The following is a 22401-nucleotide window of genomic DNA, read 5'->3' on the forward strand; positions in this document are numbered from 1 at the left end:
CCACCACTGAGAGCGCCGGTAGGCGGACGGCCGGGGCCCGCGGGCCCCGGCCGTTGCCGTGCGCCGACGGGCCGTCAGGTGACCTCGCCGCGGCGGGCGAAGCGCTCGGCCCGCCACTCGCCGCTCGCCAGCACCCCGCGCAGCGCGGAGGCCGCGTCGTGCACGTCTGCGCGGGAGAGGTAGAGCGGGGTGAAGCCGAAGCGCATCAGGTCCGGGGCGCGGAAGTCGCCGATCACGCCGCGGGCGATCAGCGCCTGGACGACCGCGTAGCCGTCCGGGTGCCGCAGCGCGACCTGGCTGCCGCGCCGGGCATGCTCCCGCGGGGTGACCGGCTCGACGTCCAGGTCGGCGGTCAACTCCAGGAACAGGTCCGACAGTTCGAGGCTCTTGGCGCGCACGGCGGCCGGGTCGGCCAGCTCCCAGACCTCCAGCGCGGCCTCCAGCGCGGCCAGGCCGAGGATCGGCGGGGTGCCGGTCAGGAAGCGGGTGACGCCCCCGGCGGGCCGGTAGTCCGGCTCGAAGTCGAACTGCCGGGCGTGCCCGAACCAGCCGGTCAGCGGCTGCCGGGCGTCCGCCTGGTGGCGGGCGGCGGCGTACAGGAAGGCGGGCGCGCCGGGGCCGCCGTTGAGGTACTTGTAGCCGCAGCCGACGGCGAAGTCGGCGCCCGCCGCGTCCAGTTCGATCGGCAGCGCGCCCGCGGTGTGGCACAGGTCCCAGACGGCGAGCGCCCCGGCGGCGTGGATCCGCTCGGTGACGGCCGCCATGTCCAGCAGTTCGCCGGTGCGGTAGTCGACGTGCGAGAGCAGCACCACGGCGGTCTCGGAGTCCAGCACGGCGTCCAACTGTGCGGCGGAGTCCAGCAGGACGGGCCGGGTGCCGGGGTGCAGGGCGCTCAGGCCGTCGGCGATGTACAGGTCGGTGGGGAAGGCGTGCCGCTCGGCGAGCAGCGCCGGGCGGCCGGGGCGCAGCCGCAGGGCCGCGCCGAGCACCTTGAACAGGTTGACCGAGGTGGAGTCGCAGACCACCACCTGGCCGGGCGCGGCGCCCAGCAGGTGCGCGCCGAGCCGGTCGCCGAGCCGGCCGGGCTGGTGGAACCAGCCGGCCTCGTTCCAGGACCTGATCAGCCCGGCGCCCCACTCGCCCGCCACCACCTTCGCCAGGTGGCCGGGGGTGCGGCGGGGCAGCGCGCCCAGCGAGTTGCCGTCGAGGTAGAGCACCCCGGCCGGCAGGTCGAACTCGGCGCGCAGGGCGTGCAGCGGGTCGGCGGCGTCCAGGGCCGCGCACTGCGCACGGGTGGGTGTCACGGCATTGCTCCCGGGGGTGCTCAGAGGTCGTTGCGGACGGACCACAGTTCGGGGAAGACGTCCTGGTCGGCGGACTGCTTGAGCCAGCTCAGGCCGCTGGACCCGCCGGTGCCGGGCTTGCCGCCCATGGTGCGCTTGACCGTGGAGTAGTGGCGCTGGCGCCAGCGGGTGACCCGCTCCGCGGTGTCCAGCAGCGCCTCGCCGAGCCGGACCAGGTCGGCCAGCTCCGGATCGGTGTAGACGGCCCGCCAGGCGGCCTCCACGGCCGCGTCGTGGCGGTGCCGGGCGGTCACCGGCTTCGCGGGTATCTCCAGGCCGCGCCGGGCCAGCACGGCCAGCGCCTCGTCGTACAGGCCCGGGGTGCGCAGCGCGGCGAACAGCGCGTCGTACTCGGCGGGGGAGTCCCGGTACATCTCCAGCAGGCCCTCGCTGCGGTTGCCGAGCAGGAACTCCAGCAGCAGGAACGCGGAGGACTGGAAGCCGGACGCCTCGCCCAGCACCGGGCGGAAGGCGTTGAACTCGGCGGGCGTCATGGCGGCCAGCAGGTCCCAGGAGCCGGTCAGCACGTCCTGGGTGTGCTGCCCGCGGCGCAGCGCGGCCAGCGCGGCGTCCAGGTCGTCGGCGCGCAGCGCGGCGCGGGCGGCGTCCCAGTCCCGGTGCAGCAGGTCGAAGAGCAGCTCCATCACCTGGGTGGTGACGATGAACGCGTACTCGGCGGGCTCCTTGCTGCGCGGCCGCTGCAACGCGTGCAACTCGGCCAGGTGCACGTACCGGGCGTAGGGGGTGGACGCGCCGGGGTCCTGTCCGCCGGCGCCCTGCTCGGGGCCGAACCGCAGGTGGGGACGGTGGGTCTGGCCGGTCATGGCCGGTACCTCCTCGGGTCCGCCCGCCCGGGGTGCGGCGGGCGCCACCCATTGTGCGGCGCCCGGCCCTGCTCTTGAATGGGCGTCGTAGCCCGGATGGGGGCATCCGCCTTTCGTTCGCGAGGCGTTCGGCCCCGATCGCCTGACGAACGTGAAGGAGCCGCCGTGGACGTGGTGGACCGCCTGCTGCTGGCCGAACTCCAGGCCGACGCGCGGCTCTCGTACAACGAACTCTCCCGCCGGGTGAACCTCTCCCCGCCCGCCGTCGCCGAACGGGTCCGCCGACTGGAGGCGGACGGCGTGATCACCGGCTACCACGCCCACCTGGCCCCGGCGAAGGCCGGAGCGGCGGTGATGGCCCTGGTCACGGTGGAGTGCTACGGGGTGCGCTGCCTGCTGCGCGACCCGGAGGTGGCGAGCTGGCCGGAGGTGTTCCAGCTGCACCGGGTCACCGGCGGCGCGTGCTGCGTGCTGCTGGTCGGGGTGCCGGACATGCCCTCGTTCGAGCGGCTGACCGACCGCCTCGGCGGCTACGGGCAGCCGACCAGCTCGATGATCCTGTCCAGCCCGGTGCCGTGGCGCCCGCTCAGCCCTTGAGGCGGGGTGTGCGACGGGGGGAGGGGGAGGGGTGGCTCAGGGGTCGGGGGCCGGGGGTCAGTAGCCGTTCTGGGACTCGGCGAGGTGGACGCCCAGGCTTTCCAGGCCGTAGAGGAACATCTCGACGCCGACGGCGGCCAGGAGGAGGCCGAGCAGGCGGGAGAGCACTTCGAGGGAGGTGCGGCGGCTGGCGCGGAGCAGGGGGGCCAGGAGCAGGACGCACAGGCAGTCGACGGCGATGACGGCCACGTACATGGCGGCGACGGTGGAGTGCCAGCCCAGGGTGTCGCGGGTGAGGGACTCGACCAGGAGGGCGGTGATCGCCAGCGGGCTCGCCACGTACGGCAGGAGCAGTTCGCGGATGCCGTCGGCGAGGGGGTTGGCGAGGTGTCCGGCCTCCCTGCCGCCGCCGAGGTGGACGCCCAGGACCAGGGCCACCGCGTAGATGAAGAAGATCACCCCGCCGGCGAGCTGGAGGGACTGGTCGGAGATGTGGAACAGCGCGGCCATGAAGTCCGCGCTGTAGGCCAGCACCAGGCCGGCCACGGCCGCGACCAGCGAGGAGACCAGGGTGAGTCTGCGCAGTTCGGCCGGGCTGCGGGTCTGGCTGAGCTGCGCGAAGGCGAGCAGCACCTTGGGCGGGCCGACCACGGCGAAGAAGGTGACGAAGACGGTGCTGAGGGTGATCGCCGACATGCGCCCATGATGGGCCGTCAGCGCAGCCGGACGGTGACGCCACCCTGGCGGAGCACGTCGAGGACCGCGTCGAAGTAGGAGCGCTCCTCCTCGTCCGGGCCGGTCACCCGGCGGGTCAGCGCCTGCGCGGAGACCATCGCCCGCTGCCAGACCAGGACGAACGGCGGTTCGGGGCCGAAGCCGCCGCGCAGGCAGTCGGCGAGGGCGTCCAGGTTGCGGCCGTAGTAGCCGTCGGGGGCCCGTACGGCGCGGCCGAGCTCCGCCCAGAAGGAGGGTTCGTCGGCGACCCGCTCGCCGTGCAGGACGTACTCGGGCTGCTGCGGTGCGGTGGGCATCGGGGGCTCCTGTCTGCCGGTGCGCGTCGCCCGGATGGCTCCGCCGGGTCGAGCGGGGCCGGTGCGCGCGCTGGGATGGGCCCCAAGTCTTCTCTTCCACACCAGGGGCAACACCATGACCAGTCTGCACCGCAAGGATCTCGGTCTGCTGGCGCTGCGCGCGGCCGTCGGGGGTGTCCTGTTCGCGCACGGGACGCAGAAGCTGTTCGGCTGGTTCGGCGGTGCCGGGCCGGAGGGCACCGCGCAGGCCATGGAGCACATGGGCTTCCTGCCGGGCGAGCGCAGCGCGCGGGCGGCCGGGCTGGGCGAGGCGGGCGGCGGCGCGCTGCTCGCGGTCGGCCTGGCCACCCCGGCGGCCGGCGCGGTCGTCGCCGGAACGATGGCGGGCGCGATCTCGGTGCACGCCCCGGCGGGCTTCTTCGCGCACGGCGGCGGCTACGAGTACCCGGCCCTGCTGGGTGCCTGCGGCCTGGCCCTGGGCGTGGCCGGGGCGGGCCGCTACTCGCTGGACGCCGCGCTGGGGCACCGGCTGGCCCGCCCCTGGGTGGGCGTGCTGGCGTTCGCGACCAGCGCGATCGGCGCGGCCTCGGTGGTGACGCGCCGGCAGGACGAGGTGCGCCGCCGGGAGGCCCGGGCCGCGGACGACGCGGCCCGCGAGGAGGGCACCGGGCTCTCCTGACCCCCGGCCCTGCCCACCTCCCGGCCCTGCCCACCCCCCGGCCCTGCCCACCCCCGGGCTCTCCTGAACCACCGGCTCTCCTGAACCACCGGCTCTCCTGAACCCCCCCCCGCGCCCGCAGGGCGTTCGCAACCGAAGGGACCTTCCGTTGATGAAGCGATCGATGCGGACCGCCGCCGGGTGGACGGCCGCCGTCCTGCTGGGCGGCACGGCGCTGGCCGGCTGCTCCTCGGACGGTTCGCCGTCCCCCGCGGCCTCCTCGGCGCTGGAGGGCGCCAAGTCGGCGGTGGCCTCGGCGGCCTCCTCGGCCACGGCGGCGATCGGTTCGGCCGCCGCCTCGCTGGGCGCCTCCGCGCAGGCCGCCGCGTCCTCGGCGCTGGCGAGCGTCAAGGGCGGGCTGGACGCGAAGGACGACGTGGCGCTGGGGACGGCCACCACCGGCTCGGACGGGAAGCTGTCGGTGCCGCTGACGGTCACCAACCACGGTTCCGACTCCGGCAAGTACACGATTCAGGTCAACTTCGACGACGGGTCGGGGAACCTGCTCGACGCGGTGGTGGTGAACGTCCCGGAGGTGGCCGCCGGCGCGTCCGCGCAGGCCACGGCGGAGAGCAACCGTTCGCTGGAGGGCAGTGTGACGCCCGTGGTGGCGAACGCGGTGCGGTACTGACCGGACACCGAACCTTAAGCGCGGCGTAAGCGTCAGATCCCGCTCTTGACGGCCGAGTTGGTCTAGTCCATTTTACTTGGCAGGTGCAGGGAGCCCCTGGGCCGGCGCCGGTGGTTTAGACCACCGGCGCCGGTTCGGCTTATCCGCACCCGGTGTTTGTGCAGGCCAAAGCTCGATTCCCCTGTCATGCCCAGGCCGTGTGACCCCACCTCGCACGGTTCGTGCCCGGTCTTGACAGGACCCCCACAACCAGGAGTCACGCAGCCATGCTTCGTTCCGTTTCCCCCCAGTCGCCTTCGCGGCGGCGGCCGAAGAGCTGGGCCGCGCTCGCGGCCGGCACCGCGGCCTCCCTGCTGCTCGGCGGCACCCTGGCGCTGACCGGCGGCACCGCCCAGGCGGCCCCCACCAACTCGACCGGCGCCCCGGCCACCAGCGGCGGCATCAAGGTCGCGTACTTCGACCAGTGGTCGATCTACTCGAACGCGTACTACCTCAAGACGATGCAGGACACGGGCGCCGCCGGGAAGCTCGACTACATCATCTACGACTTCGCGAACATCAACCCGACCACCCTGTCCTGTTTCGAGGCCAACAAGGCCGCGTCGCAGAACGAGGACGACCCCAACGCGGGTGACGGCGCGGGCGACTCGTTCGCCGACTACCAGAAGAGCTTCGGCGCCGACATCTCGGTCGACGGCGTGGGCGACACCTGGAACCAGCCGATCGTCGGCAACTTCAACCAGCTGAAGAAGCTGAAGGCGAAGAACCCGAACCTCAAGGTCCTGATGTCGATCGGCGGCTGGACCTACTCGAAGTACTTCTCCGACGCCGCGGCCACCGACGCTTCCCGCAAGAAGCTGGTGTCCTCCTGCATCGACATGTTCATCAAGGGCAACCTGCCCTCCGAGGGCGGCTACGGCGGCCCGGGCACCGGTGCCGGGATCTTCGACGGCTTCGACCTGGACTGGGAGTACCCGGGCGGCAACGGCCACACCGGCAACCACGCCTCCCCCAACGACAAGCAGAACTTCACCGCGCTGCTCGCCGAGTTCCGCAGCCAGCTGGACGCCCAGGGCAAGACCGACGGCAAGACCTACGGCCTCGCGGCCGCGGTCGGCGCCGGCCAGGACAAGATCAAGCAGGTCGAGACCGACAAGATCGGCCAGTACCTGACCTTCCTGGACATCATGACGTACGACATGCACGGCGGCTGGGAGGCCCAGGGCCCGACCAACCACCAGGCCCCGATCTACACCAACCCGAACGACCCGATGAACCCCGTTCCGGGCGGCAACGGCAAGTACTCGGTGGACGCGGCGGTCAAGGCGTACACCGTGGGTGACCCGCAGTACGGCATCCCCGGCGGCTTCCCGGCGAAGAAGATCAACGTCGGCATCCCGTTCTACTACCGCGGCTGGACCGGCGTCTCCGCCGGCACCACCCACGGCCTGTTCCAGAAGGCGTCCGCCCCGGCCCCCGGCGGCACCTACTCCGGCGGCGTCGCCGGCATCAAGATGTACAAGGAGCTGAACGGCTTCGTCGACAACCCGGCGTACACCTACTGGGACGACATCGCGAAGACCGCGTACTTCTACGACGGCACCACCTTCTGGTCCGGCGAGAACGCCCAGTCCATCCAGGCCAAGCTCGACTACGCGCACTGCAACGGCCTCGGCGGCTCGTTCATGTTCTCCATGTACGACCTGGGCACCCAGACCGCGCTGTTCGACAAGACGGTGAGCGCCACCAACGGCTCCGCCGCCTCCTGCCCGGCCGCCCCGACCCAGTCGGCCTCCCCGTCGGCCTCGGCCTCCGCCTCGCAGTCGGCCAGCCCGTCCGCGTCGGCCTCCGCCTCCGCCTCGACCTCCGCGTCGGCCTCGGCCTCGGCGTCCGCTTCCTCCTCCGCCTCGACCGGCGCCTGCGCCGGTGCCCCGAGCTGGAGCGCGGCCACCGTGTACGCCACCCCGACCAAGGTCTCCTGGAAGGGCCACTACTACACCAACAAGTGGTGGACCACCAACGAGGACCCGAGCCTGAGCGGCCAGTGGGGCGTCTGGACCGACAACGGCGCCTGCTGACCACTGACCGGCCGAGCTAGCACCCCGCGAGGGGCGTAGCACCCCGCGAGGGGCGCGAGGAGAGAGATCTCCCCGCGCCCCTCGTTCGCTTTTCCCGGCCGGCCCCCGCGGGGGGAGGGGGCGGCGGGTCAGCAGGTCAGGTCGTCGGTGCGGCCCAGTGCGTCCGGCTGGGTCTCCTCGATCCGGCGCAGCATCCTGGTCAGCATGGCGGCCAGCTCGGGGCGGGCCCCGCCCGCCACGTCCTGGAGCAGGTCGGCCTCGAAGACGGCGGCCATCCGCATCAGCTCCAGCCACTTGCCGCGGCCCTCGGCGGTCAGCTCGATGATCACCCGGACCCGGTTGGCCTCGTCGCGCTCCCGGGTGACCAGGCCCTCGGCGACCATCCGGTCGATCCGGTGGGTCATCGCGGCCGGGGTCAGGCCGAGCCGCTTGGCCAGCTCACCCGGGCCCAGCTGGTACGGGGCCCCGGCGAACACCAGGGCCTTGAGCACCTCCCACTCGGCGGAGGTGATGCCGAGGGTGGCCAGCTGGCGGCCGTACGCGACGTTCATCCGGCGGGCCAGCCGGGAGAGGGTGGAGACGATCGTCTCCACCTGCGGGTCCACGGTGGGGAATTCCCGCTGGTAGACGGCCACCTGTTCGGCGATGCCGAGCTCGGTGGCGGTCGGGGGCTCCGCTCTGCGTGCGCTCATGCGCCCATTCTCCCATGCAGGGTGCAGCCGTTAAGCCTTTGACGCCTTAGGCTTCGGATGGTAAGACTTTAGGTCTGAAATATTGCGGAGTAAAGGCCGGGCCGAGGGGCTCGGCCCGACGCACGTGAAGAGGGGTGTGCAGTGAAGGAGTGGGGCGGCCGACTGCGCCGCGTCCAGATCGGCAACGCGCTCAGCGCGTTCGGCAGCGGCTTCACCTTGCCGTACATGTTCGTGTACGTGGACCAGGTGCGCGGCCTCGGCGCCGCGGCGGCGGGCGCGGTGTTCACCGTGTTCGCGCTCGCCGCGCTGGCCGTGCTGCCGTTCACCGGCCGCGGCATCGACCGGTACGGGCCCAGGCCGGTACTGCTGGCCGGCACCGCGATGGCCGCCGCCGGCGCGTTCGCCTTCGGGCAGGCCGCGAGCACGCCCACGCTGCTGCTCTCCTCCTTCCTGTTCGGCGCCGGCGTCACCACCTGCCAGCCCGCCCTCGCCACGATGATCGTCCGCTGCACCGGCCGCGCCGAGCGCTCCCGCGCCTTCGCGCTCCAGTTCACCCTGGTCAACCTCGGCATGGGCATCGGCGCCCTGGTCGGCGGCCAGATCGTCGACACCGCCGACCCGGCCAGCCTGACCAGGCTGTTCACCATCGAGGCGGTGGCCTTCCTCGGCCTGGCCGCCGTCACCGGCACCGCGAAGATGCCCCCGGCGGCCGTCGAACCGGCCCCGGCCGGGAGCGCGGCGAAGAACGGTGGCGGGCTGCGGGCGATGGTCGCCGACAAGGCGATGCTGCGGCTGTGCGTCCTCGCCGGGCTGATCTTCTTCACCTGCTACGGGCAGTTCGAGTCCGGCGTCGCCGCGTTCGCCACCGACACCGTCGGCACCGCGCCCTCCACCCTCGGCCTGGCCATCGGCGCCAACGCGCTCACCATCGTGCTGCTGCAGATGTTCGTCGTCCGGATCACCGAGCGCCGCCGCCGCACCACCGCGATGGCCGCCGCCGGCGCGGTCTGGCTGGCCGCCTGGGGCACGGCCGCGGTCGCCGGGCTGATCCGCACCGAGGCGGTGGCCGCGACGGCCGCGATCGTCGCCGTCTACGCCCTGTTCGGCGTCGGCGAGTCGCTGCTCGCCCCCACCATGGGGCCGATCGTCGCCGACCTCGCGCCCACCCGGCTGCTCGGCACCTACAACGCCGGCTACGCGCTGGTGAAGCAGATCGCGGTCGCCGTCGGCCCCGCCGTCGGCGTCCTGCTGGTCGGCTCGGGGACGTGGCCGCTGTACCTCGCCGCGATGGCGCTGTGCACGCTGCTGATCGTCGCCCTCGCCGTCCGCCTGCGCGAGCACCTCACGCCCGCGCAGGACAACGTCCGGGTGCTGGCCGTGCAGCAGCACGAACTGCGCGAGCTCCAGACCGCGGCCTGAGCCCCTGGGCAGGTGCTCCGGGAGGAGTACCACCAGGGGCCCGGGGAACGGCGGGTCCGAGCTGCTGACGGCCGGAGCCCATCGGAGGTTCGTGCTGCTGCGTGTAGTAAACGGAACCGGAAGCCGATGCACGCTACGGCAGTGAACCGTCAGCAGACCCGGGCTCGCCGTTCCCCGAGCCCCTGTCGGGGCTCTCTCGTGGTTCTTATCGGGGGGCGGGTGGGGGGCACCAGTCGATCGGGGTCTCCACGCCCATGTGCCAGCAGTAGGCGACCTGGCCGCGCTGCTCGGGGGTGGCGCCGACCAGTTCCTCCGCGTGCGCGAGCCAGTCGAGCAGCCACTCGGTGAAAGCGGCCTCGCGGCCGTCCTCGGTGCGCAGCGGGTACACCTCGGCGTGGGCGGGGCGGTTGTCCATCCACATCGTGCCGCGCCGCGGGCCGGTGAGGGCCAGGCCCACGGCGGCCCCTTCGCCGCGGTCGGCGATGAACGCCAGGCCGGGGGCCGCTCCCGGGTGGGTGTTCCGCCAGCCCCAGCCGTGTTCGGTGCGGCGGAGTTCGTCGAGGAACCAGCCGCCCGCGCTGACCTGCAGCAGGTAGGCGCGGTAGTCGGGCGGGAAGGGTGCGCCGAGTTCGGCCTCCGCCTCGGCGACCTGCTGTGCGGTCAACGGCGGTGCGGTGGTGCCCTGTTCGGGGTCGCGTTCCAGCAGGGCGAGTACGCGGGCGCGGACGGCGGGCCAGTCGACGGCGGTCATGTCGCCGACCGTACCCGGCCGTCCGTGTCCGTGTCCGCGCCCGCGGGCGGTCAGCGGACGGTCAGCGGGCGATCGGCATCAGGAGGGAGAAGGTGTCGGTGCGGGCGGGGAAGCGGATGGCCAGCGGGCCGATCGGGCCGCCGAGTTCGAGGACGAGCTGTTCGGCGGTGCCGGCGGCCTCGAGGAGGTAGTCGCGGTTGACGTGGACCAGCAGGTCGGTGGGGGTGGGGGTGCCGGGGAGGGCGTCGGCGGGGGTGGCGGTCAGGGTGGTGGAGCCGGCGTCCTCGGGGAGGGCGCGCAGTTGGGCGGCGGTCAGGGTGATGCGGTGGGTGGGCTCCAGGCGGAGCAGGCGGCGGTAGTCGGGGAAGTCGGCCTCGGCGCGTTCGCCGGAGAGGGCGCGGCCGGCCGCCTGGACGGTGAAGTGGTCGCCGTCGAAGGTGAGTTCGGCTTCCTCGGCGTCGGCGAGCAGGGCCCGGGCGGCGTCCGCGAGGGCGGTGGGGAGGAGGGCGGAGGCGGGCGGGCCGTCCAGGGTGGCGGGGCAGTCGGCGACGGCCAGCCGGTAGCGGTCGGTGGCCACCAGGTGGAGCGCGCCGTCCTCCGCGTCCAGGAAGACGCCGGCGACGGCGGGCAGCGCGGCGTCGGCGGGGGCGGCGAAGCGCACCGCGTCCAGGGCGGCGGCCAGGGCGGGGGCGGGGACGGTCAGGCGGGTCTGCGGCACGGGGAACTCCCGGGAGTCGAGGAGGGCACGGACGGTGGAGAGCTCCCGGCGGGCGTCGGTCAGGCCGTCCTCCAGGCGGCGCAGGTGCGCGTCCAGTTCGGCCCCGGCCTCGGCGGGGGTGCCGGTCAGCACCCGGGTGATCCCGGCCAGCGGCATGCCGACCCGGCGCAGCCGGGCCAGCAGCCGGGCGTCCGGCAGCTGTTCGTCCGCGTACCAGCGGTACCCGGTGTGCGGGTCGACGGCGGCGGGGACGAAGACGCCCGCGCCGTCGTAGAACCGCAGGGCGCTCACGCCCAGGCCGCTGGCCCGGGCCATCTCGCCGATGCTGCGCATGGTGCTCTCCACGGGGTTGACCCTGGTCCCTCGACCTGGTCGAGGGTCAACCGTAGCGGTGCGGCGTGCGCGGGGGAGAATGCTCCGGGCACCCTGGTCCGGCGCCCGCGAGGGCTCGCGGCCGCAGGCTAGGATGCGGACATTGCGGACAAGTCGTCAACTGCGGTCGAACGGGGAGGGCATGGCGCTGGCGGTAGTGGAGCAGCGGCAGCAGCGGGAGCGGGAGACGGTGCGCGCCGCGCCGGCGAAGGACAGGTACCGGTGGTGGGGCCCGCTGGCGGTGGCCGTGTTCGCCGGGGTGCTGCGGCTGTGGAACCTCGGGTACCCGCACGCCTTCGTCTTCGACGAGACGTACTACCCCAAGGACGCCTGGTCGCTGTGGCACGCGGGCTACGAGACGTCCTGGCCGGACAACGCGAACCAGTTGATCCTGGGCGACCCCCAGGTCATCCCGATGGGCAGGGCCGCCGCGTTCATCGCGCACCCGCCGCTCGGCAAGTGGGTCATCGGCCTGGGCACCCACTTCTGGGGCCTGCACCCCTTCGGCTGGCGGATCGCCGTCGCCGTGCTCGGCACGCTCAGCGTGCTGATGGTGGCCCGGATCGGCCGGCGGCTGTTCCGCTCCACCCTGATCGGCTGCGCCGCCGGGCTGCTGATGGCCGTCGACGGCCTGCAGTTCGTGATGAGCCGGGTCGGCCTGCTCGACGGCGTCTCCGCGTTCCTGGTGCTCGGCGCGTTCGGCGCCCTGCTGGTCGACCGCGACCGCACCCGCGAACTGCTGCGCGCCGCCCGGGCCGAGGGCGGCCGGGCCGCCGACGAGGTCCGCCTCGGCCTGCGCCCCTGGCGGCTGACCGCCGGCGTGCTGCTCGGCGCGGCCTGCGCCGTCAAGTGGACCGGCGCGCCCGCGCTCGCCGTGTTCACCGTCCTCGTCCTGCTCTGGGACCGCGCCGGGCGGCGCGCCGCCGGGGCCCGGCACCCCTGGCGGTCGATGCTCCGGCGCGACCTGTGGCCCGCCGCCGTCTCGATGCCGCTGGCCGCGCTGGCCGCCTACCTGCTGTCCTGGAGCGGCTGGCTGGCCACCGACGGCGGCTACGACCGGCACTGGGCGGACGGGCGGGGCGGGGCCTTCGGCTGGGTGCCCGCGCCGCTGCGCAGCCTGTGGCACTACCACTCCGAGATCTGGCACTTCAACACCAACCTGCACGACCCGCACACCTACCAGTCCAACCCGTGGAGCTGGCTGATCCAGGGCCGCCCGGTCTCCATGTACTGGGAGCAGCTGAAGGCCGGCGAGAAGGGCTGCACCGCGCCCGACGGCTGCGCAAGCCAGATCCTCGCGCTGGGCACCCCGTTCCTGTGGTGGACGGCCTGCTTCGCGCTGGCGTACGCGCTCTACCGCTGGTTCTTCCGGCGGGACTGGCGCTCCGGCGCGATCCTGGCCGCCGTCGCCGCCGTCTACCTGCCCTGGTTCCGGTACCAGGAGCGCACCGTCTTCTCCTTCTACATGGTCGTGCTGACGCCGTTCCTGTGCCTGGCCGTCGCGCAGATGCTCGGCGCGATGCTCGGCCCGGAGGGCAGCACGCCCGCCCGGCGGCGCTGGGGCGCGGCCGGGGCCGGGCTGATCGTGGTCGCGGTCATGGGATGCTTCGCGTTCTTCCTCCCGCTGTACACCGCGGAGGTCATCCCGATGTCCGATTGGCACACCCGGATGTGGTTCATCAGTTGGATCTGACGCCGCGATGAGCCTCCCCGTCGCCGCGGGCGGTGCCCGACTGCTGCCGGTCACCCCGGCGTTGGGCGCCGCCTGCGCGGTGCTGCTGGCCGTCGCCGCCCTGGTCGCCGGGCGCGGCGGCCTCGGCCACGGCCGGGCGGTGCTGCGGGCCGGGCTGCGGGCGGCCGCCCAACTGGCCCTGGTCGCACTGGTGATCGCCTGGGTGGTGCGCTCGCTGTGGGCGTCCGCGCTGTTCGTGCTGCTGATGTTCGCCGTCGCGGTGCGCACCGCCGGGCGGCGGATCGGCGAGGGCGGGCGGGCACGGGGCGAGGGACGCGGTTCCACCGGGCGGTGGGAGTGGGCGTGGGCGGCGGTGCCGATCGCCGCCGGGGTGCTGCCCGTCCTGCTGCTGCTCGCCGCGACCGGGCTGCTGCCCGCCAAGGGCATCACCGTCATCCCGGTCGCCGGGATCCTGATCGGCGGGGCGCTCACCGCGACCTCGCTGGCCGGGCGCCGGGCGCTGGACGAACTGCGGGTGCGGCACGGCGAGGTGGAGGCCGCGCTCGCGCTCGGCTTCGAGGACCGGGACGCCCGGCTGGAGGTCTGCCGGACCGCCGCCGCGACCTCGCTCGTCCCCGCCCTCGACCAGACCCGTACCGTCGGCCTGGTCACCCTGCCCGGCGCGTTCGTCGGCATGCTGCTCGGCGGGGCGACGCCCGTGCAGGCCGGGGCGGTGCAGCTGTTCGTGCTGGTCGCGCTGCTGGCGGTGGAGGCGGTCGCGGTGACGGCGGTGCTGGAGCTGGTCGGCCGGGGGCTGGTCGGGGCCGCCCCCGGCGCCCGGTAGGCACTGCCCGTTGTTGAAGGGAAGCAGCCCTCCACCGGACCGTCGACACCCCGGCCCGTCCCTCGTGGACCGCCCGGTGCCCGGGGCACCCTGCGGGGTGTCGGCGAGACCTTCGGCCGCAGTGCTGTGACCATGAACCAGTGCTGCCGGGCCGAGGCGTCCCCTGCTGCGGGCGGCTCCGGGCGCCGGCGGCCCCGAGACGGAGAGAACCCCGCCACCAGGGGGCACCTCCCAGCCCCCCGGGGCTGGGGGAGAACAGCCTGACCATCGCCGCGCTGACGTTCGGCATCGTCTTCCTCGCCGAACTCCCGGACAAGACCGCCCTGGCCAGCCTGGTCCTCGGCACCAAGTACCGGGCCGGCTACGTCTTCGCGGGCATCGCCGCCGCGTTCGCCCTCCAGGTCGGCCTGGCACTGGCCGCCGGCAGCCTGCTCGCCCTGCTGCCGCACCGCTGGGTCGAGGGCATCACCGGCCTGCTGTTCCTCGGCGGCGCCGCCATGCTGCTGTGGCACAAGGAGGACGAGGACGACGGCGCCGAGGGCAGGGAACCCGCGAACCACTCCTTCTGGAAGGTCGCCGGCACCAGTTTCGCCATCGTCGCGGTCGCCGAGTTCGGCGACCTCACCCGGATCACGACCGCCGACCTCGCCGCCGAGTACAGCGACCCGCCGGCCGTCGGACTGGGCGCCTGGCCGGCGCTGTGCGCGGTCGGCGGCGTCGCCGTCGTGGGCGGGCAGAAGCTGCTCCAGCACGTGCCGATGAAGGTCATCGTGCGGGTCGCCGCACTGGCGATGATCGTGCTGGCGGGCTGGAGCCTGCTCAAGGCGGTCACCGGCTGACCCGGTGCCGGTCGCGCGCGGCGTGCCTCAGCAGTCCTGGCCCCGCGGCGTCGCGGCCAGCGCGGCCTGGGTCGCCGCGTCGTAGACGCCGTCCTGGTACTGCTTGGGCTTGCCGTCGCCGAACAGGTCGTGCTGGACCCCGGACAGGATCTGCCGGGTCCAGTCGCCGAAGCCCACCTGGCCGCTACGGGTGCGGTCGATGGTCAGCGGCCCGATCCGGTCGCACCGGTACGCCATCAGCGCCTGCTGCATCTGCACCACCTCCGGGCCGGTGTCGCCGAACTTCAGCACCTTGCCGGCCGGCGGCGGGGTGCTGGACGGCGCGGCCGGGCTGCTCGGCGCGGGCGGCGCCGCGGCGGTCGGGGCGGCCGCGGCCTTGCTGGTCGCCGCCTGGGTCGGGCGGGACGCGGCGCGGGACGGCGAGGGGCTCTCCTCCGGCGAGGCCGGGGCGGAGGACTCGACGGTCGGCGACGGCCCGGCGGGGCTCGGCGTCACCTCGGCCGGGGCGGTCACCGCCGGGCCGGTCGGTGCGGGCAGCGTGTTGTCCACCTTGGTCGGCCCGCCGGAGGACACCATCATCGCCAGCGCCACGCCCAGCGCGGTCACGCCGACCGCACCGCCCGCGATCACCAGCCGCCGGCGGTCGGCGCTCTGCCGCCGCTGCTCGCGCCGGTCGGCCCGGCTGACCGGGTCGGCGTCGTCGTCCTCGCGGAAGGTGAACATGCCGAGGTCGGCGGCCGGCCCCTCGGGCCACTGCCGGCCGTCGGGTCCGTCACCGCCGTGCTGCTGGTCGTGCTGCTGGTCGTGCTGTTGGCCGTGCTGTTGGTCGTGCTGTTGGCCGTACTGCTGCTCGAACTCCTGGCCGTGCTGGCCGAGTTCGAGCAGCTGGGTGGCCTCGGCACCGGCGGGCGGCGGCACCGGCGGGTAGTCGGCCGGGACGGGCTGCGGCGCCACCGGGCCCAGGGTGAGCGGCATGGTCCGCTCGACCGCCGGGACCGGGGCCGGGACTGGGGCGGGGGCCGGGCCGGGGGCCGGGGCCGGGCCGGTCGGCGGGATCGGGACGAAGCGGCCCGGCGCGCCCTGCGCGGGGATGCTGTCCTGCGGCGGGCCCTGCGGTGGGGCCTGCTGCGGCGGGACGGGCGGCAGCAGCTGGGTCGCCGCGGCGTCCGGGTGCGGCGGCGCGGCGGGCGCGGCGGGCTGCGGCGGGCCGAACGGGCTGGCGGACTGCGGGACGTGCGGGGCCCGGTTCGGCGGCGGGGGCGGGGTCGCGCCGGGCGGGGGCGGCGGCCCGGTGATCGGCTGCACGGCCGGGGGCCGGGCGGCGGACGTCGGCACGGCCACCGGGGGAAGGGTGCTCGGGGGCGCGGCGACCGGCTGCACCGGGGGCGGGCCGATCCGGGTGGCGAACGGGTCGCCCGCCGGGCCGCCGGGCTCCACCACCTGCGCCCCGGCCACGTACGGCCGGACCAGCGGCGGGCCCTCCAGGTGGGGGAGGACCGCGGTCTCCTCGGCCGCGGAGACGGCGTCGCAGGCGCAGCTGCCGGCCGTGCGTGGGGTACCGCAGCGGGGGCAGAACTCAGCCGGCATGGGCCGGTCCTCCTCGGGTCGGAATCGAACGGGGTGATTATGCAGGAGCAATCCCCGGGGCGACAGGGACGGCCTGACCCGGGCCCGCTTCCCGCCCGGTTCGGCACTGTTTGGGGCGGTTTCCGGTGGCTCCCGCGCCCGCTTCCCGCGCCCGTTCCCCGCCCGGCCGGGCCGCCCCGGCCGCCCCGGCCGGCCGCACGGGGGCTCAGCCCTCCGCGTCGGTGCCGGGGGCACCGGCCTGTTCGCGGAACTGCTGCGGGCTGATCCCCCGGACCCGCTTGAACGCGGCGCTGAGGGCGAACCCGCTGCCGTAGCCGACCCGGCGGGCGACGGCGGCCAGGGTGGCGTCCGGCTCGGCCAGCAGGTCGGCGGCCCGAGCCAGCCGCCACTCGGTCAGGTACGCCATCGGGGACTCCCCGACCAGCTCGGTGAAGCGCCTGGCCAGCGCGGCCCGGGAGGCCCCGCACTCCGCCGCCAGCACCTGCACCGTCCAGGTCCGGGCCGGGTCGGCGTGCAGCAGGCCCAGGGCGCGGCCCACCAGCGGGTCGGCGTGGGCCCGGTACCAGGCCGGGGCCCGGCCCTCGTCCCGGGCGAACCAGCAGCGCAGCGCGGAGATCAGCAGCAGGTCCAGCAGCCGGTCGAGCACCGCGTCCTGGCCCGGCTCGTCCAGGCCGATCTCGCTCTCCAGCAGCGCCGGCAGCGGCGAGCTCCACTCCCCGGCGTCCAGCCGCAGCACCGGCGGCAGCGCCCGCAGCAGCCGCCCGCTGACCTCGCCGTGCAGCTGGTACGTGCCGCTGAGCAGCACCGTCGCCGCGTCCCGGTCGGTGCCCCAGGTGCGCACGCCCTGGTCGAGCTCCTCGCACATCCGCTCGCCGCCGACGGTGGTCGACACCTGCCCCGGGTGGATCACCACCTGCGGGGGCGTTCCCGGCAGGTCCGCGACGGTGTACGGCTCCGGGCCGCGGACGATCACCAGGTCGCCGGGGTGCAGCGGCACCGGTTCCGCGCCGTCCGGCACGACCCAGCCGGTGCCGCGCACCGTGGTCAGCACCGTCAGCGGCGCCCGGTCCTCGATCCGCAGCGACCACGGCGGGTCGAACACCGAGCGCAGCAGGAACGCCCCGCTCGCCCGGGGGCCGGTCAGCAGGGCGGAGAGCGCGTCCATGGCCGCCAGGGTAGCCGGGGCCTTTCGGGGCGGTGGACGCGGGCGCATGCGGGCGAGCGTCCGAACCATGGATCTTGGCCCGCCGGACCGGTTGACTGGAGGGCATGACGACACGAACGGGGGTTCACGGCATGGCAGTTCTCCGTACGGCGACGCTGATCGGCGCGGTCCTGCTGACCGGGCTCAGCGCCGGGCTCTTCTACTCCTACGCCTGCTCGGTGATGCCGGGCCTGGCCAAGGCCGACGACCGGGTCTTCGTGGAGACCATGCAGCGCGTCAACACGGCCATCCTGAACGGCTGGTTCATGCTGAGCTTCCTCGGCGCGCTGCTGCTGATCGCCGCCGCGGGCCTGCTCCAGTGGCGCGGCGGCGACCGCACCGTCCTGCTGTGGATCGCCGCCGCCGCCGTGCTGTACCTGGCGATGCTGGTGATCACCGGTGCGGTCAACGTCCCGCTCAACGACAAGCTCGCCGCCGCGGGCGACCCCCGCACGCTCGCCGACCCGGCCGCCGTCCGCGCCGCCTTCGAAGACACCTGGGTCCGCTGGAACCTGGTCCGGGCCGTCACCTCCACCGCCGCCTTCGGCTGCCTGATCGGCGCCCTGGCCCGCGCGGCCTGACCGGGGCGTCCTGAGCGGGGCGTCCTGAGCGGCCGGGAGCGCCACCTCGATGGAGAACGAGGACGTGCGCGGCGACCTCACCCCGTAGCTGCCGCAATGGAGTTGCCGGGGTCGACCAGCCGGACGTGCTGCGTGCCCTGCGCCGGAGTGGCGGTCAGGCCGAAGCGTTCGACGCCCGGACGCCGGACGAACTTCCCCTCTGTGGTGCCGAGTTGGTCGGCGATCGGTTTCACCACCGCCTCGCCGCCGTACGCCGGCCCCGCGGCGCGAGCACCACCCCGCCCGACCGGTGCCCGCACCCGCCATCGCCGACCGGGGCGGCGCTACAGCAGGGCGGCGTTCCGGTCCGTACTGGTGCCGATCTCCAACACCCGCTGCTCATGCGCGACTTCGAGTGCCGTCGGCTTCGAGAACGCTACGGCGGGCGTCGAAATCGACGAACTCGGCTGCTGTCTCGACGGGTTGTTGCTCCGTCGCCGCTGGGCCGGCCCTTGGCCGTTGGAGGTGTTCCGGCCCTCGTCGCCGCCCCGCCGCCGTGCTTGCCGTCGAGCGTGGGCGACGCACCTGGTGCCGCCCGGCCGGGCGGGTTCCGGTGGTGCTGCTGTGAGGTGAGGCAGGATGGCCGGTATGAGCGTAGTGAAGATCAACGTGCTGACGGTTCCAGTTGAGCAGCGGGAGGTGCTGGAGCAGCGGTTCGCCTCGCGGGCCGGTGCGGTGGAGGGGTCGGACGGGTTCGAGTGGTTCGAGTTGCTGCGGCCGGTGGAGGGGACGGACCAGTACCTGGTGTACACGCGGTGGCGGGACGAGGAGTCGTTCCGGGCGTGGATGGAGGGGCCGATGAAGGCCGCGCACCAGGGCGGGGGCGGGGGCGGGGGCGAGCGTCCGCGCCCGGCGGCCAGTGGGTCCCAGGTGTGGTCGTTCGAGGTCGTGCAGCAGACGGGGCCGAAGGCGTGAGGGAGTAGTTGGGCGTGAGGGCCGGTCCGGGGGAGGGCCGGCCCTCGCGTTTGAGGCGGGCCGCGGGGATTTGTCAGCCGAACGTGTCGTCACGCTCCGGGGTAGCCGGGCGGCGACGGCCGGGGCATCGGTGCTGTTCGGAGCGGTGGCGCGTTCCGCCGGGTGGCGTCCCGGTGACACCGGGGGCGGACCGGGCGGGAGGAAAGGGGCGAAGTGCGGTACCGGGCCGGTTTGTTCGGCCCGGTGGTGTGCGAAAGGCTTCCGGTCGGACGGGCGGCCCCCACGGGGCGCGGCCCGGAGGGAGGGCCGTGGGCCCGCCCCGCTGAGGACCGCGCTCCCGGAGGAACGATGATCGAAGCGACGCTCTCCGCAGTCCCGGGGCTCTTCCCCGCCTTCGCCGTGCTCGGCCTGCTCCTCGGCGCCGCGGCCTACTGGCAGGCCCGGCGCCGCGAGTGGCCGCCGGTCGCCGCCGTGCTGCTCGGCCTGTCGCTGGCCGGGGAGCTCGCGGCCACGCTGACCCCGACCGGATACTCGTCGGCGCGGGTGAACTGCACGATCGGCTCCGGGGTCTGGGTCACCGTCACCGGTACGCAGGGGCTGATGAACATCGCCCTGTACGCGCCGCTGGCCTTCTTCGGGGTGCTGGTGCTGCGGCGCCCGCTGACCGTCCTCGCGGCCTGCACGGTCCTCTCCGCCGCGACCGAGCTCTGCCAGACCGCGCTGGGCACCGGCCGGGCCTGCGACAGCGCGGACTTCGTCGACAACGGGCTCGGCGCGTTGCTCGGCACGGTCGCCGGGGTGCTGGGGGCGTGGCTGCTGCGCCGCAGGTTGGCGCCGGTGCGCCGGGACGGCCTGCACTTCCTGACCACGGCCGGGAGCGGGCTCGCGGCCGTCGCGGTCGTCGTGTGGCTGTACGTGCCGCTGTACCGGGACGAGACCGGCTTCAGCGGGCGCCCGTCCATGGACGACTCGTACCAGCAGACGGAGGCGATCAACGAGATCACCCCCAGGCTGTTCGGCCCGGATACGCGGATCTCGACCATCCAGAGGGTGCCCGACCCGGAAGGTTCACCCGGCCTGGGGCTGAAAGTCAGCACCTACGGCGGCGAGTTCCAGCTGGAGTGGCCGAGCAGGCACCTGCTGATGAGCGCCGCCGCCGACCACGAGGTCGACCCCGGGCCGCTGACCCAGGACCAAGTCCTCGAGGCCGGGGCCGACTTCGCGTCCGTCTGGTTCGCCGAGCTGCTCCCGGGCGCCACCCCGACGCTGGAGCCCACCGGCGGCGAGGGCGGCGCGTACGTGGTCACCTACCGTCGCCACAACGCCGACGGCGTGCTGATGCCGATGCGGGTCGACGTCACCGTCTCCACCTCCGGCCGGGTGATGGCGTCCGCCGCGCGTTGGGACGCCGATCCGCAACTCCCGCACCCGGTGGTCGGGGTGGAGGCGGCGGAGGCACGGGCGGTGGCGGACGTGCCGGGTGCGCGGGCGGACACCGCGTTCCTGGTGGCCGAGCAGGTCGACGGGCAGTGGCGGCCGTGCTGGGCGGTCAACCTGGTGGGGGCGGGGAAGGACGGCGCGGCGGCGGTCGGGTTCGTCGACGCGGTCACCGGGCAGGTGGTGGCCCACCAGGGGTGAGACCCCGGGGGTCGTTCAGGCCGGAGGGCCGGTGCGGCGGGGGCGGCGGGGGCGTTGTGTGCGGCGGAGCAGCTGGTGGAGGCAGACGTGCAGCCCGTCGCCCTCGTGGTCCACGTGGCGCATCCACGGGGTCGGGTTGAGGAGGGCGGCGAGGTCGGCGGAGGCGGAGGCGTCCAGGAAGGCCCGCAGGTCGTCGGGGACGGGGCCGTCGGTGAGGCACAGCCAGGACAGGGCCGCGCAGAACCTGACCTCGACGGGCCGGGCGGGGTCCCGCCACCAGGCGCGCATCAGCTCGACGGCGGCCGGGGGGCGCTCCTCCACGGCGAGCTGGCCGATCGACAGGACCAGGCAGGCGCGCACCGCGGGGTCGTCCTCGACCCGGAGCCGGGCGTGCAGGAGCGCCACGACCGGATCCGACCGGCCCGACACGGCGGCCAGGGCGTGGGCGGCGCACTCCCGCACCTTCGGATCGGGGTCGGCGAGCAGCGGCAGCAGCAGGTCGGCGTCCAGCGCCAGGGCGTGGCGGGCGGCCTGCGCCGACCAGTTCCGCAGGTAGCCGGACGCTTCGAGGGCGGGCGGGTCGTCGGGGTGGGCCACGTGCAGCAGGTCGGTGCCGGTCAAGCCGCCGTAGGGCTGGGACCGGGCCAGGTTCGCGGCGAGCAGGAGCAGTCCGGCGCGGTGGAAGGGGTGCGTGACGGCGATGCGGATCAGGAAGGGGACGGCCAGGGCTCCGGGTGCACAGCCCGCGCCGTGGGGCAGCAGGGTGGTCCACAGCCACCCGAGGGCGATGAGCGACTCCCGCTCGTCACCGGTACGGGCCCGCTCCAGTCGGCCGGGCACGTCGTCGGCGGGCCCGTGGGTGTGCTGGAAGCGGGCCCAGGGCACGGCGGCGTAGTCGAGGCGGTCCTTCGCTTCGACCGGCATCCGGGCCAGCACGGTACGCACGTCCTCTGCGGTTCCGGCGTGGAACTCCGGGCCGCCCTCGTCCCGCAGGCGTGGAACGCCCGGTCCGCCCTGCCAGCCCATCGCGCGCCTCCCCTCCGGGCGCCGCGTCCCGGTCGGGCGGCGCCGATGACGACGACCGTACCCGGGAGGACGGGCTCCGGGAGGGGCCTCAGCGGAAGGCGGCCCGGCGGGTGGCGCGGCGCAGGGTGCGCAGCAGGGGGCCGCCGACGGTGAGGCAGAGGACGGCGGTGAGGGCGGCGCGGGAGAGGTCCCAGCCGAGGGAGGTGGTGAGGCAGTAGAGGAGGAAGCGGGCGAGGTTGGCGGGCAGCGGGTCGCCGGGGACGAAGGAGATCGACAGGCCCAGGCCGCCGATGTAGGGCCAGCCCTGGAGGTTCATGACGGTGCCGTAGCCGACCGAGGCCAGCACGCCGTACGCGGCGAGCATCAGCAGTTCGGGGCGGCCGCGCAGCCGGGCGGCGCCGGGCAGGAGGCCCGCGCCGAGGCAGACCCAGCCCATGGTGAGCATCTGGAACGGCAGCCACGGGCCGACGCCGCCGGTCAGCAGGGCGGAGGCGAACATGGTGAGCGCGCCCAGCACGAAGCCGAAGCCGGGGCCGAGGGCGCGCCCGGCCAGCACCATCAGGAAGAACATCGGCTCCAGGCCGGCGGTGCCCGCGCCGAGCGGCCGCAGCGCGGCGCCGGCCGCGGCGAGCACGCCGAGCATGGCGACGGCCTTGGCGTCCAGACCGGGGGCGCCGGTGGCGTCGCGGTTCTCGGAGAGCTGGGCGACCAGGACGGCCAGCAGCAGCGGCATCAGCAGGGCGAACAGCCACGGCGCGTCGGCGGAGTGGCCGACCAGGTCGGACTCGCGGGAGGCGAGCAGCGGCCAGCCGAAGGAGGCGACGCCGATCGCGGAGACCAGGCAGAGGAACAGCAGCGAGCGCCGCCCGAGCGGGACGGGAC

23 protein-coding genes are annotated in these 22401 nt (G+C 74.6%); 11 read left to right on the forward strand and 12 right to left on the reverse strand.

What is annotated here, in order from left to right; genetic code table 11:
* Positions 1 to 74: 74 nt before the first annotated feature.
* Entirely contained in the window at positions 75 to 1304 is a 1230-nt protein-coding gene (gene kynU / locus ACFUEL_RS06125) for a kynureninase (RefSeq protein WP_380234818.1), read from the reverse strand.
* Between the two features lie 20 nt (positions 1305 to 1324).
* Positions 1325 to 2167 (reverse strand): tryptophan 2,3-dioxygenase, encoded by an 843-nt coding sequence (locus ACFUEL_RS06130; RefSeq protein ID WP_380234819.1) that lies wholly within the window; start codon positions 2165 to 2167, stop codon positions 1325 to 1327.
* A 165-nt stretch (positions 2168 to 2332) separates the two neighbouring features.
* Here ACFUEL_RS06130 and ACFUEL_RS06135 point away from each other — a divergent pair, with 165 nt between their 5' ends.
* Entirely contained in the window at positions 2333 to 2764 is a 432-nt protein-coding gene (locus tag ACFUEL_RS06135; protein ID WP_380234820.1) for an Lrp/AsnC family transcriptional regulator, read from the forward strand.
* Between the two features lie 57 nt (positions 2765 to 2821).
* Here ACFUEL_RS06135 and ACFUEL_RS06140 read toward each other — a convergent pair whose 3' ends face one another.
* Positions 2822 to 3460, reverse strand: coding sequence for a MarC family protein (locus ACFUEL_RS06140; protein WP_380234821.1), 639 nt, complete (start codon positions 3458 to 3460; stop codon positions 2822 to 2824).
* A 17-nt stretch (positions 3461 to 3477) separates the two neighbouring features.
* Positions 3478 to 3795, reverse strand: coding sequence for a barstar family protein (locus ACFUEL_RS06145; RefSeq protein ID WP_380234822.1), 318 nt, complete (start codon positions 3793 to 3795; stop codon positions 3478 to 3480).
* 115 nt (positions 3796 to 3910) lie between these two features.
* On the opposite strand from ACFUEL_RS06145, the gene ACFUEL_RS06150 reads away from it, so the two are divergent.
* The 3 genes from ACFUEL_RS06150 (at position 3911) to ACFUEL_RS06160 (ending at position 7222) form a co-directional block, all read left to right on the forward strand.
* A complete protein-coding gene (locus ACFUEL_RS06150) occupies positions 3911 to 4474 on the forward strand; it encodes a DoxX family protein (RefSeq protein WP_380234824.1) in 564 nt (187 codons plus the stop codon).
* Positions 4475 to 4625: 151 nt separating this feature from the next.
* Complete coding sequence (locus tag ACFUEL_RS06155; RefSeq protein ID WP_380234825.1) at positions 4626 to 5144, forward strand: hypothetical protein; 519 nt, start codon at positions 4626 to 4628, stop codon at positions 5142 to 5144.
* Positions 5145 to 5410: 266 nt separating this feature from the next.
* Entirely contained in the window at positions 5411 to 7222 is a 1812-nt protein-coding gene (locus ACFUEL_RS06160; protein ID WP_380234826.1) for a glycosyl hydrolase family 18 protein, read from the forward strand.
* 128 nt (positions 7223 to 7350) lie between these two features.
* Here the strand turns inward: ACFUEL_RS06160 and ACFUEL_RS06165 are convergent, their stop codons facing one another.
* On the reverse strand, positions 7351 to 7914 hold the full coding sequence (locus ACFUEL_RS06165; protein ID WP_380234827.1) for a MarR family winged helix-turn-helix transcriptional regulator: 564 nt from the start codon (positions 7912 to 7914) through the stop codon (positions 7351 to 7353).
* 141 nt (positions 7915 to 8055) lie between these two features.
* Here ACFUEL_RS06165 and ACFUEL_RS06170 point away from each other — a divergent pair, with 141 nt between their 5' ends.
* Positions 8056 to 9333, forward strand: coding sequence for an MFS transporter (locus ACFUEL_RS06170; RefSeq protein WP_380234829.1), 1278 nt, complete (start codon positions 8056 to 8058; stop codon positions 9331 to 9333).
* 205 nt (positions 9334 to 9538) lie between these two features.
* On the opposite strand, the gene ACFUEL_RS06175 is transcribed toward ACFUEL_RS06170, so the two are convergent.
* Positions 9539 to 10084, reverse strand: coding sequence for an SMI1/KNR4 family protein (locus tag ACFUEL_RS06175; protein WP_380234831.1), 546 nt, complete (start codon positions 10082 to 10084; stop codon positions 9539 to 9541).
* Between the two features lie 61 nt (positions 10085 to 10145).
* Entirely contained in the window at positions 10146 to 11147 is a 1002-nt protein-coding gene (locus ACFUEL_RS06180) for a MerR family transcriptional regulator (RefSeq protein ID WP_380234832.1), read from the reverse strand.
* 169 nt (positions 11148 to 11316) lie between these two features.
* Here ACFUEL_RS06180 and ACFUEL_RS06185 point away from each other — a divergent pair, with 169 nt between their 5' ends.
* The 3 genes from ACFUEL_RS06185 to ACFUEL_RS06195 all read left to right on the forward strand — a co-directional run bounded on the left by ACFUEL_RS06185 (position 11317) and on the right by ACFUEL_RS06195 (position 14529).
* On the forward strand, positions 11317 to 12867 hold the full coding sequence (locus ACFUEL_RS06185) for a dolichyl-phosphate-mannose--protein mannosyltransferase (protein WP_380234833.1): 1551 nt from the start codon (positions 11317 to 11319) through the stop codon (positions 12865 to 12867).
* 7 nt (positions 12868 to 12874) lie between these two features.
* On the forward strand, positions 12875 to 13690 hold the full coding sequence (locus ACFUEL_RS06190) for an ABC transporter permease (RefSeq protein ID WP_380234834.1): 816 nt from the start codon (positions 12875 to 12877) through the stop codon (positions 13688 to 13690).
* 245 nt (positions 13691 to 13935) lie between these two features.
* Complete coding sequence (locus tag ACFUEL_RS06195) at positions 13936 to 14529, forward strand: TMEM165/GDT1 family protein (RefSeq protein WP_380234849.1); 594 nt, start codon at positions 13936 to 13938, stop codon at positions 14527 to 14529.
* A 27-nt stretch (positions 14530 to 14556) separates the two neighbouring features.
* Here ACFUEL_RS06195 and ACFUEL_RS06200 read toward each other — a convergent pair whose 3' ends face one another.
* Together ACFUEL_RS06200 and ACFUEL_RS06205 are read right to left on the reverse strand one after the other, a co-directional pair.
* Positions 14557 to 16116, reverse strand: coding sequence for a hypothetical protein (locus tag ACFUEL_RS06200; protein WP_380234835.1), 1560 nt, complete (start codon positions 16114 to 16116; stop codon positions 14557 to 14559).
* A 205-nt stretch (positions 16117 to 16321) separates the two neighbouring features.
* Positions 16322 to 17281: an AraC family transcriptional regulator gene (locus ACFUEL_RS06205; RefSeq protein WP_380234836.1), complete on the reverse strand. Its 960-nt coding sequence runs from the start codon at positions 17279 to 17281 to the stop codon at positions 16322 to 16324.
* Positions 17282 to 17412: 131 nt separating this feature from the next.
* On the opposite strand from ACFUEL_RS06205, the gene ACFUEL_RS06210 reads away from it, so the two are divergent.
* Positions 17413 to 17901: a DUF1772 domain-containing protein gene (locus ACFUEL_RS06210; RefSeq protein WP_380234837.1), complete on the forward strand. Its 489-nt coding sequence runs from the start codon at positions 17413 to 17415 to the stop codon at positions 17899 to 17901.
* A 77-nt stretch (positions 17902 to 17978) separates the two neighbouring features.
* Here ACFUEL_RS06210 and ACFUEL_RS06215 read toward each other — a convergent pair whose 3' ends face one another.
* Positions 17979 to 18134, reverse strand: a complete 156-nt coding sequence (locus ACFUEL_RS06215; RefSeq protein WP_380234838.1) for a hypothetical protein — start codon at positions 18132 to 18134, stop codon at positions 17979 to 17981.
* Between the two features lie 394 nt (positions 18135 to 18528).
* Here ACFUEL_RS06215 and ACFUEL_RS06220 point away from each other — a divergent pair, with 394 nt between their 5' ends.
* Positions 18529 to 18855 (forward strand): antibiotic biosynthesis monooxygenase family protein, encoded by a 327-nt coding sequence (locus tag ACFUEL_RS06220; RefSeq protein ID WP_380234839.1) that lies wholly within the window; start codon positions 18529 to 18531, stop codon positions 18853 to 18855.
* Positions 18856 to 19203: 348 nt separating this feature from the next.
* Positions 19204 to 20493: a VanZ family protein gene (locus tag ACFUEL_RS06225; RefSeq protein ID WP_380234840.1), complete on the forward strand. Its 1290-nt coding sequence runs from the start codon at positions 19204 to 19206 to the stop codon at positions 20491 to 20493.
* A 15-nt stretch (positions 20494 to 20508) separates the two neighbouring features.
* On the opposite strand, the gene ACFUEL_RS06230 is transcribed toward ACFUEL_RS06225, so the two are convergent.
* Together ACFUEL_RS06230 and ACFUEL_RS06235 are read right to left on the reverse strand one after the other, a co-directional pair.
* Positions 20509 to 21519 (reverse strand): HEAT repeat domain-containing protein, encoded by a 1011-nt coding sequence (locus ACFUEL_RS06230; protein ID WP_380234841.1) that lies wholly within the window; start codon positions 21517 to 21519, stop codon positions 20509 to 20511.
* 88 nt (positions 21520 to 21607) lie between these two features.
* Complete coding sequence (locus ACFUEL_RS06235) at positions 21608 to 22375, reverse strand: ECF transporter S component (RefSeq protein ID WP_380234850.1); 768 nt, start codon at positions 22373 to 22375, stop codon at positions 21608 to 21610.
* Positions 22376 to 22401 lie beyond the last annotated feature (26 nt).

Origin of the sequence: Kitasatospora sp. NPDC057198 (assembly GCF_042670125.1) — a bacterium.
In the GTDB taxonomy this organism is placed as follows: Bacteria; Actinomycetota; Actinomycetes; order Streptomycetales; family Streptomycetaceae; genus Kitasatospora.